The following is a 14,839-nucleotide window of genomic DNA, read 5'->3' as shown; positions in this document are numbered from 1 at the left end:
TTCTTTTTACACAATTATAGGGACTTAATCCTTTTTCCAAGCCTTCCAGCCGAGCTAGTGGTCCACTCGGCAAAGTCGACCACTAGCTCACGGCTTTTCCCCCGTTTCCTGCCCTTTTCCGGCCTTCCCAACCCAGCTAGTGGTCCACTTGGCAAAGTCGACCACTGGCTCGTGGCTTTTCCCACGGTTTCGCCCTTTTTCCGGCCTTTCCACCCGAGCTAGTGGTCCACTCGGCAAAGTGGACCACTGGCTCACGGCCTCTTCCCCAGTTTCCGCCTTTTTCCAGCCCCCTACATAGCCAATGGCCCACTCCTTTGAGTGGGCCATTGGCGCAAAACTATATTAGCGATGAATATCGGTATCTTCCTGGGTCCACTGGGTCTCTAGGTGGCTGACATAACGGAAGTCTTTAGTATAGAGCTGCATGCGCTGGCGAATAATCTCGTACCAGTCGGCGCCCTCGGTGACCGCGTAGCGATTGTAGTCGGCCATAGGCACCGTTTCGTAGAACTCGGCATTCTCGGCGCCCGTAATATAGATTGGCATGAACTTCGGATCAGTGACGGTTACTTGGCCGTCTTCGCCGCGTTTGAACGTCACCTCGGTGATGCCCCCTTGCTTATTAGCCGGGTAAATTTGCCCCGACATGAAGCTAGCCTGGGAGTAGATGGCAAAGGTCTGCTTGCCGTTAAACCACTGCATAGGTTGCAAGACATGCGGGTGGCCGCCCAAAATCAATTTGACGCCAGCATCGCTCAGGGCTTGGAAGACTTGCTCCTGAGTTGGATCTGGAGTAGTGTCATATTCCTGACCTAGCTGCAAAGTCACCACTACAGCATCGACCTTGTCTTTGAGGGCCTTGACATCTTCTACCATCTGAGGCAGGTCTACCAGGTTAATCAAATAAGGCTGGTCTTCTGGCACGGGCACGCCGTTGGTACCGTAGGAATAGGTCAAAATCCCTATCTTAATGCCATTCTTCTCGATAATGCGCGGGGTATCGTGATCTTCCTGGCTCTCAAAACTCCCTACATAAGGCATCTGCGCCTCTTTGAGGTTAGCAATAGAGGCTAGCGCCCCACGCGCCGAATAGTCCAAGGTATGGTTGGTCCCGTTGGTCACCATGTCCACACCGATGGCCTGAAGGGCCTTAATAATCTGCTTAGGCGCGTTGAAGGAAGGGTAACCAGTCACCGGATACTGAGGGTTGGCCACAATGACTTCCATATTAGCCAAAGTCACGTCAGCATAGGACATGTAAGGGGCAATCTGCGCCAGCATTGGGTAGAAATCATAGGCGCCCCCTGGGTTCTCCCAGCTGATGCCATCCTTGTGGAGCCGGTCGACCGCTGATTTGTAGAAAGGATTCTTGACGCTGGCCATCTCGCTGACAAATTCATGCAACAAGACATCGCCAACTGAGCGCAACTTGAGCTCCCCTTCTTTGCCTTCAAAAGGCGTCTCCTGGTCCTTAGCCTTGAGACCTACCAGAGGTTCTGCTAAGACCAGGGGCTTGGGCTCACTGCTAGAGCTCTCACTCACCACTGACTCAGACTCATGCGTCTGCAAATGATCGTGAGGCTGGCTTGCTAGGAGGCCAATCATGGCGAATCCGGCCACCAGAAAGAGAACAAAGGCAAGCCCAATAAGCTGCGGACGATACTTACTGAAAAACTCTGATTTCATAAACAAGACCCCTTTGTAGGAAGATAAGTGCTATAATTACAAAAATAAGACATTTATATTACATATTTTACATCCGCCCGGTCAACCCCGTCAAGCCATTCCCCTAAAAATATTAGAAAATTTACTTGAATTTTCGTCCTTCGCCCGCAAAAAGCAAAAAAACGGCAGAAGCCTTGGCTTCTACCGTTATCATCTATTCTTAAGCCTTACCGAAGTAAGCCTGAATCCCTTGGACTAGACCCTTAATGAGCTTGTCCTGGTAGGCAGCTTGATTAAGTTTCTGGAACTCCTCGGCGTTATCCATGAAGCCTAGCTCCACCAAAACAGCTGGCATGTCCGTCTTACGAGTCACATGCAGGTTCTGAGGACGTGCCCCTTGGTCACGGCCGCCTGTCATCTTAACCATTTCGCGTTGCAGAAGTTGAGCCAGACGCTTACCTTCTGTAATCTTGCTTTCTGGGTGATAAGGCATGGACATGAAGCCTTCTTCCTCAATGCTGTGATCGTGGAAGAGGGACAGAATCCCCTGCACCTTACCTGACAGAGCCGCTGGCATGGCGTTGTGGTGGACGCTGACGAAGATATCCGGCATGAGTCGGTTAGGCTCAAGCTCACGTTGGCCTAGTGGAATTTCCTTGTCGTCCACCCGCGACTCATAGACCTCATAGCCCAGACGACGCAGTCGGTCAGCCAGTGGCCGGGTAATATCTAAGTTCATGTCCTTCTCGGCACGACCAAAGGCCACTGCCCCGGTCTCGGCACCACCGTGACCTGCGTCGATGTAGACAGTCCGCTTGCCCATTGGCACTTCCACTAAGTCAGAACGTTTAGCATAGGCGAAGACCTTGTTATTGCGAATCAGCGCTACTTCAGCATTCTTAGCACCTGGCAGACTCGCCACGCCAAAACGTTGACCGAAGTAGTCCTTAACCGGCACAGTCTGGCGCTTACCATTAGCATCCAGGACCTGAAGCGTCGTGCCAATGCCGCGAACCTTGACTTCGTGGTTAACTAGACGCTCTTGGTATTGCAGCTGCAGACGACCACCCGGTGCTGTCAGCAAGAGGTTACCTCCTTGTTGGCTGAGGCTACGGTCACCATGCCAGATAACTTCGCTGGCATTGCCTACGCCGCCTACTACTTGATAGACTTGTCCCTTACGGATTTGGCTAGCGTCGAAGAAGAGTTCGAAGAGACGCGGGTTTTGAGTGGCTTTCACTTGGACATTGACCTTATGACGGCCATCCTGAGATAGGACTTGGGCACTCACTTCCTTAGCTGGCGCCGCTTCTCGATAGCCGGTCGCATCATAAGTTCCGTAAGACAAGTGAGCCAAAATCTTAGCTACCCCGTCTACTAGAGAGAAGTCATAGAAAGAAGTCGAAATCCCCTTGTCAACTGGCTTAGCAGGAGCCACCTTCTTAACTAGGAAGCGTTGCTTAGCTACCATGGCGGTCAAGTCCCCTGACTCTTGCTTGTAGCTGTTATCGCCTGCCCAGAGGGCTTCTTCCTTATTGTCCACACTAATCAGCACCCGGTAAGTCTGGTCGGCCTTAAGCGCCGTCCGGTCAAAGTCTAGGTTGAAGAGTCGCGGGTTTTGGCTAGCCCGCACCCGCAGGTCTACTTGATGCTGACCCTTGGTGGCTTCTAGGCGAGCCTTGATGACAGCTTGTGGCGCCACCTCGCGGTAACCCGTCGCATCATAAGTCCCATAGGCAATATGAGCCAGAATGGTCCCTACCGTGTCAGTCGCCGAAAACTCATAGAAAGAAGTGGAAATCCCCTTTTGCACTGGGGCTGCCTTACGTAGGCTGACGCGTGCGCCTTGGGCATTGAATTCTAAGCCGGCCACTGCCTGCTTATACTGGCGGTCGCCATACCAGAGTTGCTCCTGGTTATCAGCTACCTTAATCATGACCCGGTAGGCCATGTCCGTCGCGAGAGCTTTGGAATCGAAGCTGAGCTCGAAGAGCCGTGGGTTCTGGGTTGCCTTAACTTCTAGAGGCACATGGCCTTGGCCAGTGGCGGACTGGAGTTGCGCACTAATCTGGCTCTTAGGGGCCACCTTACGGTAGCCAGCCTCATCGTAATCCCCATAGGAAATATGAGCGAGGAAGGTCCCACGCCCGACTGATTCGGTAAACTGGTAGAAAGAAGTGGAAATACCTTGGTCAACGGGCTTAACCGGCGGCTGGCTGTTAGCCTTAGGGGCTAAATCTAGGGCAGGTACGGCTGGTAAGGCCGCCGGCTCTGCATGGCTAGCTGAAGCCGACTCACCGGATCCTTCCTCCGACTGATTGGCTGACGACATATCAGAAGTGGCTTGATCAGCGCTAGATGCCTGACTTTGAGCAGCAGACGCCTCTTGCGCTACTTCTTGGCCTGTTGCAGCGGGGGCCACTGCTGGGGCCGATGCTTGTAAGGGGTCCTGAACTTCATGGCTGGTCGGCGCGGCTGGACTGACTGATTCAGCCTGCACCTGATCCAAAATCATGACAGAACCCAGGGCAACGACCACTAAGGCCGCTAAACCATGTTTCTTCATTTTGGTGATTCCTCCTAAAAAAATACATTATTCATGGCTTGTAAATCCTTGTCTATCATACAAGTAAGCCATTCAAAAAGCAATAGATTTTTTATAAATTGGTAGCAAGACATCAAATTCTTATCTGCCAGTTAAGATGGCGTTAATTATTGTCATCACATGGTGATAGACGTCATGCGTTGGCTTAGGTCTTTTATTTTTTCAGTCAACTATACTATAATAGAAACTAACAAAAGGAGGCGACTTCAGCCCATGCAACTCCATAATGTCATTGTCTACGACTTCGATTCGCTTGTTCAGGCTCAGGATTGGCTTAGACATCCTCAGACTGCCAAGAAAGAATTCTTCGCCAAACTTCGCACAGCCATCCTCTTATCAGGTAATTTAACCCTATTTTATGCCAATATCTTTGATGGTATCCTCTTCTTACAATTCACGCCTCAGGAACTAGCCGAACAACTTGGCTGTCTACCGAGCGAACCGCTTCCCTTCATCGTCTATGGCCCCTCTACCCAGTTGACTTCCCTCTATGAAGCGGTTCAGGCTCTGGGCGCCAACTCTTGTCGCCTAGCCTACGGACTTCAAGTCCAAGACTTGGACTGGCTCTATCCTAGTCATCAACCCGCTAACAACCCCGCTCCCCAAGATTTTGAATCCTGGTATCAGGCACGCGTAGCCCTCTGGTTGCAAGCCATCGAGACAGGTCGGCTCAGCCTCAAGCCATGGCGCCAAGCTCATTTCCCTATGCAACAAGTCTTGCAGAAGGCTGTACAATCCATCCAGTCCCTACCCGAATCGACCCATCATCTCATCTTGACCCTCTGTCTAGCCCAAGAAGGCCAAGATGATGACAGCATCTGCCAAGCCCATCAAGCCCTTCAAGGCAGCAGCAAGATCCAGTTAGCCCTAAGCAAGCTTCGTATTCCACAAGACGTCATCGCTAAACGCCTACGGGCCCTCCAGCTAATCCATCGCCTGGGAACCACGCCGCAGGAAAAGCTCGTCGTCTTCACCTGGTGGAATGCGGCTTATACCCGTACCATCGCCCGCTTATATCAAGCGGACTATATCAACTTTGGTAGCTTTTTAACGGACGACGAGCGTCGCGACCAAGAGATGATGACACCACTTGGTTTAAGCCCCAAGCGCCATCATGTCTTAACGCGTTATTTCCGCCCCTTAGAATCCTCGTCACTCGTGATTACAGGGAGCATTCTATCGGATATGACCAAACTATCCGCCTTCAACTACGCCCAGCTAAGAATTAATGCTCGCGAGTTTTTCCAGGCTCAGACCCGGCCACTCAACCCCAACTCCATGCGGGACTTGGCCCTCATGGTAGGAGACTCCCTACCAGAATTCCAGAGTTTCAATCGCAAACGCCTCATCGTTTATTCCAAGTTTCTCTTGATTGCGATTCTGGCTACTCTATCCGTCTTATATGAACTTAATGTTCTAGAAAATGGCTCTTGGCTAGGGATTGCGACCATCTGCCTCCTAGCTGTTCCTTGGGATGAGCTCCAAGACTTACTGGCCATCCATCAGACTCAATCCGCTAGCCAACTTACTTTTATGGAGGACTTAATCTAATGACTAATCAATGGAAACCCATCTTCACCTATCGTGATCCAGATTTTATCCAACTTGAAGAGAAGAAAGCCCCCCTTAATCCGCAACCAGGGCAGCAACAATACGACCAAGTTCGCTTGACCTTAAAAGCTGGCCGACCTGGTGCCGTCGGCATTCTAGTCCGTGATCAGCAAATTGCCCTAGTCAGCCAAGAACGTCCTGCCATCGGCCTCACCCTCTGGGAGCTGCCCCGCGGCATGGGCGAAGCCAGTGATCAATCCCAAGTCGCTGGTGCTATCCGAGAAGTCCGCGAGGAAACGGGTGTCATCAGTCGAGACGCCCAATATTTAGGCACGATTTATGCTGATAGTGGCCTACTCTCTAACCCAATCTATGTGGTAGCCATGGCCTTCCAGGAACAGGCACAAGCCTTGGACCAAGAAGTCTCCCAAGTTGCCTGGTGGTCTCTAGAAGAGGTCCAAACCGCCATTGCCTCCGGCCAACTCTGCGACGGCATTAGCCTAGCAGCCCTTAACCTCTGGCGTTGCGCCGGCTATCCCCTCTTGGACGCTTAAGTTCCAAGGACTCTATACAACAATACCCCTAGCTACAAATGGGCTTGTAGCTAGGGGTATTTTAAAATTTGTTTATGATAGAGCACGTATTTCAGCTCTTCTCTACCCTATCTATTAGTGTAGACACTAATAGATAGGAGCACTTAATTAAGCCTTGCGTCTTTTTAAGAAGCCCAGGGCCAGCTGACCTAGATAGCTGACGAACTGCTCGCGACTAAACCAGAGAATAACCAAGTAGATTAGGCCGAAGACAGAGGCCGAGAGCGCCAAGGTCCAGAATGGCGAGATCCAGTTTCTGAATAAGAAGGTGCTCAGCGTTGCCAGGACCGTCGCCAGGCCAATCTTGCCTAGGTCGGCCAGGACGACCATTTCTCTGAGTTGATCGCGCAAGTACCAGGACTGATAGAGGGTGACAAGCAATTCTGCCAAGAGCGTGGAGAAGGCCGCCCCGGCTACCCCCCAGCTTGGAATCAAGACTAGGTTAAGGGCGAAGTTCAAGACCGCCCCCCAACAGACAGAGGACAAGACCACTCGCTCCTTGCCTAGCGGCAGGAGAATCTGAATCCCTAATAAATTAGACAGACCAATCAAGACTATGGTCGGCATGACAAGCTGCATAGGGAAGACCGATAGCAGGAATTGTTCCTTAGATAGGAAGAGAATGGCCGGTTCCGCCATGACGATAAAATAGGTCGAGAGCGGAATACTAGCGAAGCAGACGAAGGCGAAGGCCTTGCGGGTCACCCGCTTAAAGGCTTCATGTTGCTCGGTCTGAATATAGTGCGACAGTCGAGGTAGGAGCACCCCACCCAGGGCTGTCACTAGACTAATCAAGATGTTCTTAATCTTAATGGCCGCATCATAATAGCCTACGGCTTCCTTGCCAATCATCATCCCTAGCATAACAGAGTCCAGACTGGTATAGATGGTGGTGGCGACAGCCATAAGGAAGAACTGCAGGGCCGGGAAGAAGTGACGCCAGATTTCCAAATTAGGCTCTAGTCTGAAGCTGATATAGTGGCGGGCGTGAATGAAGTTAAGGACATTGGCCCCCACTGTCGCAAAGACCAGAATCCCCCCATAGATCAAATAGTCCGAAGTCGTATGAACCAGGAGGAACATGAGCACCAGGGACAAGCATTTGAAGGCAATGGAACGAACCGTAATATAACGGTACTGCTCCAAGCCCCGATAGAGCCACTCCATACCGAAGAGGTTGAAGACAATCCCTACCCCGTTAATCAGGAAGAGGATCTTATCTTCCGCAAACCTTGGCACCAAGGCAATACTGACCAGATAGAGAGCCAATGCGCCTAAGGTGGTAATGGCATTGAAGAAGAAAATCTCCTGAACCGTCTTGTTGAGCTCCCGCTGCTGGTTACGTACCCGCGCGACCGCCCGAATCCCATAAGTCGGAATCCCCACCATGCCTAACATGGTGGCATAGCTAGCCACCGAAGTAGCGAAGGCAATCCGCCCCGTCCCTAGTGGCAGCAAGGTCCGCGAGATATAGGGAAAGGTAATAATAGGAAAGATAAAGGACGACACCGTTAAGATGAAGTTCATGATAAAGTTGATTTTAATGGATACTTGTTTGTGTTGGGTCATGATCGACCTCCTTATCAATAAATCATCTAACGAACCCAGCTTGCACGGTTTGGCCACAGTCTAACAAAGAGCCGGGTTAAGTAATAAGCGGCTAGTCCTGTTAGAACTAAACGCAAAATCATCATAAGGACTAAGCCACCTAGGGACAGCATGCCAGCTGGTCCCAACAAGGCTTGGCCCAGACGCAATAAGACATAGTTCAAAGGGTCAGAGAAGATATAGATCCCTAGGCCATTTAGCAAGACTGCCTTTACAAAGCTAGACTCCAAGAAACTCTTCTGCTGAGCCAGTGACTCAGCCAAGAGATAAGTCAGTCCCATCCCTGCGACAGCCGCCAAGTCATTGACTAGACGTTGCAAAGCTGGAACGCCAAAACGCCCTACATAGAGCGATAGCAATGAGCAGACAATAAAGGCTGTCAGCCAGATAGTTAAGAAAACCGCTCGCTTAGTCCGGAAATAAGAAGTCAAGGTCTCGCGATAGGTCTCGAACATGGCTCCTAGCATATACCAAAGGAGAAACTCCATCGGTAGGCTAATTAAGGATAGCCCAACATAGGCACTCACTAGATGGAGCCCCCAAAGTGGCAGGAGATACCAAACCTGCATACGCGGCACCAAGAAGTAAGCTATTAAGGCCACAACGAACAAGGTATAGAGATACCACAAGTGCGAGTTACCTAAGAGGGTTAATTGGCTACCTTCCGCCATTAAGAAATTAGCCTGCCCAAAATAGCCACTCAGATACTTAAGAGGTACTAGATAGAGCAAGGTAAAGACTAGATAAGGAATCATGAGACGCTGCCATTTAGCCTCAGCAAAGCTACCAAAGCCTGACCAACGCCCCTTCTTAGTCTGTAGCGCGAACAAGGCGCCCGAGATAGCCATAAACAGAGGCATATGGAAGAGATAGATGACATAGCGAAATTTATCTATAAGATAATACCACTTGAATGACGTTCCACTGGGGGCAAGCGCTAGTATATTTACACCACCAAATTCATTTCCTACCTTATAATATGAGATATGACTAACTAAAACTAGGAGAATGGCAAATACACGTAATACCGTGTATTCATTAATTCGTTTAGACTGTTGCATCGAATCTCTCCTTCTTCATAATTTAGTGATTTAGGGTAATCTTATTGATAAGCGCCGCATATGCTGTCGCGGCAATCACATTAAAAAGCATCGTATTGTAGAAGATAGTTGTTAAAATCAAGATGAAGTACAAGCTAATGGCACACTTAGTTCGATTAGTAGAGGCGCCCGGCGCAAACAGTGCCATAAAAGGTGCAAACTGAACAATACCTTGTATGATGCCACCTTGAGCTAAAACAACGAAGAAGCTATTGCTATATCCATAGTTTGGTCGAATTGCACCGTTCATATAGTATTCAATACTTCCAAGACCACTGAAACCCCACCCTGTAATGAGGCGCTCGCGCCAGGCATTAAACCCAGCTACATAATCATCCATTCGAATAGCGGCCGAGTTACTAGCAGCCTTATCTTCAATTACTCGAGTTAAAGCATATACAAGTGCTGGAGTCGCCAATAAAGATAGAAAGCGAAAGCGGCTTTTCCGCACCAACAGCACGTGAGCTAAGAAACCTATCCCAATAACGTAAATCCCAGTTGTTGAGAAAATTGTTGCTGCTGTTAGTAGGATAACCACTAACCTCCATTTGCTTAATTCTTCTAATAGGAACAATTCGATGATAAAGGCCAAAGAAATAATCAAATTCCACATTGGCCCCTCTGTGAAGAAAGCACTATTGCGAATAAAGGTAAAGCCCATAACACCAATACGTTGAGTTTCATAATACAAATGGTAGTAACTATTTACTATATTACCACCACTCCAAGCATTCACAACTGTGCCACTTGGCTTTAATATCCCTAGGAGGCTCCCGAAGAACCAGAAAAAGAGGGATAGAACTGCAAAAACTACCACAATTCTATTAAAAGCTAGCAAGAAGTCCTTTAACTCTTTACGAAAAATCATCAGAGTAAGTGTCACAATAAATACCGGTAAACCAATCAAATTCAACAAGATGAAGTCTCGGCTTAAATTTTCTGATAGATTTCTTAGCAACAAAACACCTTCTATTCCATAATAGCCACCTAGTATTAGCATAGTGTTCTGGAATAATTTCGATGGGATTCTTGTTTCATATATTAGAAATGCACACTGTCCAATTGAATAAACAAGCAAAGTCACAAACCATAAGAGACGGTTTTGATGAACAGCATACATGGTCTGGCATTGCAATATTAGTAAACAGGCCCATATATAATAACTAAGGGTCGCAATTCTTACTTTCATTCTTTCACCCAACTTCTTTCGATTCTTCTGTACATACTAAAAATACTACCATTATCTTAGACTTTTAGCATCTTGATAAGACGCAATTTTCTTATTAATTAACGGTTTGATTAACCAACTGAGTACGCCTTTTGTCTGATAGTTAATGTAGGCAAGCCCACTTGTCTTATTACCTAGATTTAACTTGAATTTGAAACCCTTTTGCTCCATATATGCAAATAGCTCTCGATTCAGTTGATCTCCATCATCACTTCGAGGATTTCTTTCATTAACAGCAAGCTTGCCACGAAAAGTAATATCAGTAAAAAGAGGCTATTTTCAAAATAACGAGCATAAAACGAGGTATTCAATAAAGTAAAAAACACAAAGATAGATAGGCACTATAGAATAAATAGGTTGGTATACGAGATGGATATAATTTGATTGTCACTTAATCACCTTCACATTTGTTTGCAATGAGCTAGGTCTTGTTCCGCTTCCTTACAAGCAGATAGAGTCGGGGAGTCCAGAGAAAGAGCTGGTACTTCAACTTAAACTGGAGACTAACATGGTGCGATTGCCGAACGGTGTCCTGATAAACACGCAAGCGCCGGCGTATCCCATCAAGCTCTCCATACTGCTTAGCATTTGCAATTAGATCAATCAACCGGAAAGAGCCAGCCACACATTTGATATTGAGCGCAGCCTCCACCCGCTCAGCTTGATTACCAAATCCAGGCAAGAGCGCTCGATTTGCCTCCACCGCATCATAAAAATCATAGTGTTTAAGGCTAAAGTTTGAATTAACCGTACTTCCTGACCTTTGGTAATAATGATAGGTCACCAAGGGGCTTACCACAATCGTCTGAGCTGCTAAAACATGGGCAGCAGCAACAGAAAAATCCTCATAAATTTTCCCTACAGGAAATGGGTGGGACTCAATCAGCGACTTGCGATAGAGCTTACCACACGCGGAAACAGTCGCTTCATGATTATAGAGCATGGCCTCCAGAGCTTCTGCTTGACTGGATGTAGAGAGCCTGAAATCCGCTTCCATCAGTGTATACCCATTATAGGCTTCGTACACTGTGGTCAACTCAACCTTAGTCGAGACTAGGTCAGCCTTGTAGCGACGTTGCAATTCAATCATTAAAGACAGGCTGTACGGCTCGAGATAATCGTCCGGATCAAGGAAGGTCACCCACTCTGCCTGAGCCTGGGCTACCCCATAATTCCGTGCGTCAGATTGGCCACCATTGGCCTTGGCATAGTAATAAACATGGTCATAGCGAGACGCATACTCTTCACACAAGCGACCCGAATCGTCGGTAGACCCGTCATTGACAAGAATCACTTCATAGTCTGTATAGGTCTGGGCCAGGAGACTCTCCATAGCATAGTGGAGATAGTTCTGTACATTATAGACCGGTACAATAACAGATACCTTCATGTTAAGCTCCTTTCTGATTAGAGTGCTTGATTGAGCAGACGATGATAGTAGGTGTCGCCTGTCGCTGTGAGGGAAATCTTATAGCTACATTTATAGAGCTGAGTCGTTGACTTCACCCGGTCCCATTCGCTCACATCAACGAAATCATTGGCATGGTTAGCGATAAAATACAGGTCCTGATTATTCTGAGGAACCGCATCAATCGCCTTCCGAATGACATCTGAGTACCGATAGCCAATGTCCAAGAGGTAGTCAATAAGAAAATAATCAATCGGTAATCTATACCGTGTAAAGTATGCCACCTGAAAATCCCGCAAAAATCGGAAAATCACATGATTAGCTGAACCTGCTAGGCAGAACATTGCCCAGCGGTTATTGGCCACATACTTAGGATACCATTCTTTACCACGTGCAGGAATGGTATAAAAATCATTTGCTAAATACGAAGCACTACTTGTATCGGTCACATAGAGAGTCGAGTCGAACCAGACGCCCCCATAATCAGACAGGAGACTGCAACGAATCAAATCTGATAACTTGACGACATCAATGTCGCCTTGATCTACAAACATCCTGAGGCTATCTGGCACCTGGAAGTAGTCACTGAGATTGTCTTGAGTCAAAAAAGTCCAATTAAAACCATATTGCTCAGCAAAAGCTTCCTGAGATGCAAGCGTAGCTTGCACCAAAGGTGGTGCCGCCTCACGTCCTTGGAGCCAAAGGGAGAAAATCCGTCGTGGAGTGGTTTTCGACTCGGATGCCGGGCCTGTGAAGTCATAGTTTTCCAAGAAATCTTGGAAATCACGTTCTAAATAGGTTAGAATCGCCCGATGTTTGGCTAAAAAGCCATGATGAACCAAGGGGCGAAAGAAGGGAAGAGGAAGTTTGGCGAGCTTAGTTAGCACCTTATCCAGAAACTGAACCCACATAATCCTCCCATTAAAGACTTGCCGGTAGCGCGATAATTCACGCCACTTCTGTCTGATTTTGCCCATGGAAACATCTCCCTTCTAGTTAGTTCGGGTATTCTTAAAACGCTTGAGATAGTGGCGTAATAAGCCAAAGAGACGATAACGACTGAGTCGCAAGACATACACTAACTTGCTTGGTGCTTGCCGCTTAAAGTCCGGTGCTAGGGTAGCCTCGAAGGCCAACAGTTCTTTCTTCCCTTGGCGAGTATCCGGTAACATCAAATAGAGTCGAACCTGTAAATTAATCATACGCTGAATTTGAGCTTTGACGACTTGGGCGCGAATCCCTTTCAACTTACCTGTTTGGTAAAAGGACACAAGTCGGTAAATCACGTTTTGGTGCATGGCCCGGTTCTTAAGATAACTTTCAAGGCTGACACTCTGACCCACGCTACCTAGTCGATAGCGATAGATAGGGGCATCAAACAAGCTAACTGTCTCGATATAAGGCATAGGGTAAGTGATATATTCCATATCGACATAGAACATCTTCTCACCCAAGCGCACCGCATTATTCCGCAAAATAGAGCTTTTAATGGTCATGGTATGCATACCTAGTGTATGTTGCGTAATATTTAATAGTTCATCGAAAGTATAATGATGTTCTGGTGTCACACCTTGAAATTCGTGGTACAACTCTTCTTGATTGCTGTCAACATAGACCTTAGTATAAGGCGACACTACCAAGTCATCATCCACACCCGCTAGATAGTCTAGGAGCGCGTCAAAGGCCTGAGTATCCACCCAGTCGTCAGCATCTACAACCTTGAAGTATTTACCTCGGGCCGCTTCAATCCCGGCGTTAACGGTAGAGCCATGCCCCCCATTTTCCTTGTCGATAACCCGTACTACCTGTGGGTAGTCAGCCGCAAATTGATGGCCAATGGTCGAGGTCTCGTCTTTGGACCCGTCGTTGACAATCAACAATTCAATTTGATCAAGGTGGCGACTAGCCAGAATAGTTGGGACCGTCTCAGGTAAGTAGCATGCTGCATTATAGGACGGCATGACTACGGTCAATAATTTTTCCATCTTACTCTCCTAATAGTTCATGAATCAGGCCTTGCCATTGAGCCAGGATTCTTGCTTTATCGAATTTTTCGGTATCATCCATGGACCGGTCAGACATGGATTGTCTAAGGTCGGTATCCTCAATCAAGGTCTGGATGCGCGTCACCATGAGGTCCACATCGTATGGCGCCACTAGATAGCCATTGCGGCCGTCACTGACAATCTCAGAAGGTCCAGTTGGACAAGCGAAGCTGACAATGGGCAGACCATACTGCTTAGCTTCTAACAAGACCAAGGGCAGGCCTTCATGATAGGAAGTCATGACATAGAGGCTGTGGCCTGGATAGATATGGTCCATGCCTTTGACATTGCCCTTGAAGTCTACTTGTTGGAGACAGCCCGCTGCCTCCAGACTCGCTACTAGGTCAGCCTTGATGCTATCCTGACCTTCCCCGTAGATATCCCAAGTCCAATCCGGATTGGCTGGCAGGATTTGACTGGCAACCTTAGCCAACAAATCATAGCCCTTTTGTTGACTAAGCCGGCCCACCGTCAGAATTTTCTTAGCCGTCATATCAATTTCAGGCTGGCCCTCTAAGGCTTCTAACCAGTTGTAGATAAAGCTGACCTTGTCGGCTTTCAAATGATACTTTTCAATGTAATTTCCACGGTCTTCATCGGTTAAGGTGACTACTTTATCCGCAAACTTAGCGCCCAGAAAACGCTGAACGCGGCGCCCTCTGCCGTCATCAAAGGCCAGGCTATGATGGTCGCAGAAGACCGTCTTAATGCCAGTCCCCATGCAGGCTAAGAGCATGATGGTGTTAGTAGCGGGCGCAATGGAAAAGACCAGTTGAATGCCATGTTGCTTGAGATAGGTCCGTAGGGTCCGACTGGCTTTCCAGGTTAGCTCGCGTACCCGCGGATTGCCCTGGAAGAAGTTGTGAAAATGAACAGCCGGGTCCAAGTCGAAGGCCAGACCCGCCCCATCCATAGTCATGGACAAGAGATGCACTTGATAGTCGGCAGACAAGGCATTGGCTAGATTGACTGCTACCTTCTCAGCGCCGCCGACATGGCTGAGATTATAGCGTAGAATTGCAATTCGTTTCATGGC

11 protein-coding genes are annotated in these 14,839 nt (G+C 48.1%); 2 read left to right on the top strand and 9 right to left on the bottom strand.

The annotated features are described in order from the left end of the window. Positions 1-342: 342 nt before the first annotated feature. Complete coding sequence (locus tag HMPREF3093_RS01200; RefSeq protein WP_070755209.1) at positions 343-1,686, bottom strand: CapA family protein; 1,344 nt, start codon at positions 1,684-1,686, stop codon at positions 343-345. 199 nt (positions 1,687-1,885) lie between these two features. Then, on the bottom strand, positions 1,886-4,231 hold the full coding sequence (locus HMPREF3093_RS01195) for an N-acetylmuramoyl-L-alanine amidase family protein (protein ID WP_070755208.1): 2,346 nt from the start codon (positions 4,229-4,231) through the stop codon (positions 1,886-1,888). Positions 4,232-4,483: 252 nt separating this feature from the next. Between HMPREF3093_RS01195 and HMPREF3093_RS01190 the strand changes: the two genes are divergently transcribed. Together HMPREF3093_RS01190 and HMPREF3093_RS01185 are read left to right on the top strand one after the other, a co-directional pair. After that, positions 4,484-5,821 carry a hypothetical protein gene (locus HMPREF3093_RS01190; RefSeq protein WP_070755207.1) on the top strand — a complete coding sequence of 446 codons (1,338 nt, stop codon included), beginning with the start codon at positions 4,484-4,486 and terminating at the stop codon, positions 5,819-5,821. Next, positions 5,821-6,375 carry an NUDIX hydrolase gene (locus HMPREF3093_RS01185; RefSeq protein WP_070755206.1) on the top strand — a complete coding sequence of 185 codons (555 nt, stop codon included), beginning with the start codon at positions 5,821-5,823 and terminating at the stop codon, positions 6,373-6,375. Before HMPREF3093_RS01190 ends, HMPREF3093_RS01185 begins: the two co-directional genes overlap by 1 nt. Before the next feature lie 147 nt (positions 6,376-6,522). Here the strand turns inward: HMPREF3093_RS01185 and HMPREF3093_RS01180 are convergent, their stop codons facing one another. The 7 genes from HMPREF3093_RS01180 to HMPREF3093_RS01150 form a co-directional block, all read right to left on the bottom strand. Next, complete coding sequence (locus HMPREF3093_RS01180; protein ID WP_070755205.1) at positions 6,523-7,983, bottom strand: flippase; 1,461 nt, start codon at positions 7,981-7,983, stop codon at positions 6,523-6,525. Between the two features lie 26 nt (positions 7,984-8,009). Continuing rightward, the gene (locus HMPREF3093_RS01175; RefSeq protein WP_070755204.1) at positions 8,010-9,083 is read right to left on the bottom strand and encodes an acyltransferase family protein; all 1,074 of its coding nucleotides are present in this window, start codon (positions 9,081-9,083) and stop codon (positions 8,010-8,012) included. Positions 9,084-9,105: 22 nt separating this feature from the next. Then, a complete protein-coding gene (locus HMPREF3093_RS01170; RefSeq protein ID WP_070755203.1) occupies positions 9,106-10,311 on the bottom strand; it encodes an O-antigen ligase family protein in 1,206 nt (401 codons plus the stop codon). A gap of 460 nt (positions 10,312-10,771) precedes the next feature. Continuing rightward, the gene (locus tag HMPREF3093_RS01165) at positions 10,772-11,740 is read right to left on the bottom strand and encodes a glycosyltransferase family 2 protein (protein WP_070755202.1); all 969 of its coding nucleotides are present in this window, start codon (positions 11,738-11,740) and stop codon (positions 10,772-10,774) included. Between the two features lie 17 nt (positions 11,741-11,757). Then, positions 11,758-12,735: a capsular polysaccharide synthesis protein gene (locus tag HMPREF3093_RS09445; RefSeq protein ID WP_083316226.1), complete on the bottom strand. Its 978-nt coding sequence runs from the start codon at positions 12,733-12,735 to the stop codon at positions 11,758-11,760. Between the two features lie 15 nt (positions 12,736-12,750). Then, positions 12,751-13,743 (bottom strand): glycosyltransferase family 2 protein, encoded by a 993-nt coding sequence (locus HMPREF3093_RS01155; protein ID WP_070755201.1) that lies wholly within the window; start codon positions 13,741-13,743, stop codon positions 12,751-12,753. Position 13,744: 1 nt separating this feature from the next. Then, on the bottom strand, positions 13,745-14,836 hold the full coding sequence (locus tag HMPREF3093_RS01150; RefSeq protein WP_070755200.1) for a glycosyltransferase family 4 protein: 1,092 nt from the start codon (positions 14,834-14,836) through the stop codon (positions 13,745-13,747). Between the last annotated feature and the right edge of the window lie 3 nt (positions 14,837-14,839).

The organism is Abiotrophia sp. HMSC24B09 (genome assembly GCF_001815865.1).
Classification (GTDB): Bacteria; Bacillota; Bacilli; order Lactobacillales; family Aerococcaceae; genus Abiotrophia.
This window is presented reverse-complemented; position numbering and strand designations above follow the sequence as displayed.

What these genes read in the sequence shown, in the direction of transcription:
- HMPREF3093_RS01150 (WP_070755200.1), bottom strand. Translation starts at nt 14,836, where the DNA reads ATGAAACGAATTGCAATTCTACGCTATAATCTCAGCCATGTCGGCGGC.
- HMPREF3093_RS01155 (WP_070755201.1), bottom strand. Translation starts at nt 13,743, where the DNA reads ATGGAAAAATTATTGACCGTAGTCATGCCGTCCTATAATGCAGCATGC.
- HMPREF3093_RS01200 (WP_070755209.1), bottom strand. Translation starts at nt 1,686, where the DNA reads ATGAAATCAGAGTTTTTCAGTAAGTATCGTCCGCAGCTTATTGGGCTT.
- HMPREF3093_RS01190 (WP_070755207.1), top strand. Translation starts at nt 4,484, where the DNA reads ATGCAACTCCATAATGTCATTGTCTACGACTTCGATTCGCTTGTTCAG.
- HMPREF3093_RS09445 (WP_083316226.1), bottom strand. Translation starts at nt 12,735, where the DNA reads ATGGGCAAAATCAGACAGAAGTGGCGTGAATTATCGCGCTACCGGCAA.
- HMPREF3093_RS01170 (WP_070755203.1), bottom strand. Translation starts at nt 10,311, where the DNA reads ATGAAAGTAAGAATTGCGACCCTTAGTTATTATATATGGGCCTGTTTA.
- HMPREF3093_RS01175 (WP_070755204.1), bottom strand. Translation starts at nt 9,083, where the DNA reads ATGCAACAGTCTAAACGAATTAATGAATACACGGTATTACGTGTATTT.
- HMPREF3093_RS01165 (WP_070755202.1), bottom strand. Translation starts at nt 11,740, where the DNA reads ATGAAGGTATCTGTTATTGTACCGGTCTATAATGTACAGAACTATCTC.
- HMPREF3093_RS01195 (WP_070755208.1), bottom strand. Translation starts at nt 4,231, where the DNA reads ATGAAGAAACATGGTTTAGCGGCCTTAGTGGTCGTTGCCCTGGGTTCT.
- HMPREF3093_RS01180 (WP_070755205.1), bottom strand. Translation starts at nt 7,983, where the DNA reads ATGACCCAACACAAACAAGTATCCATTAAAATCAACTTTATCATGAAC.
- HMPREF3093_RS01185 (WP_070755206.1), top strand. Translation starts at nt 5,821, where the DNA reads ATGACTAATCAATGGAAACCCATCTTCACCTATCGTGATCCAGATTTT.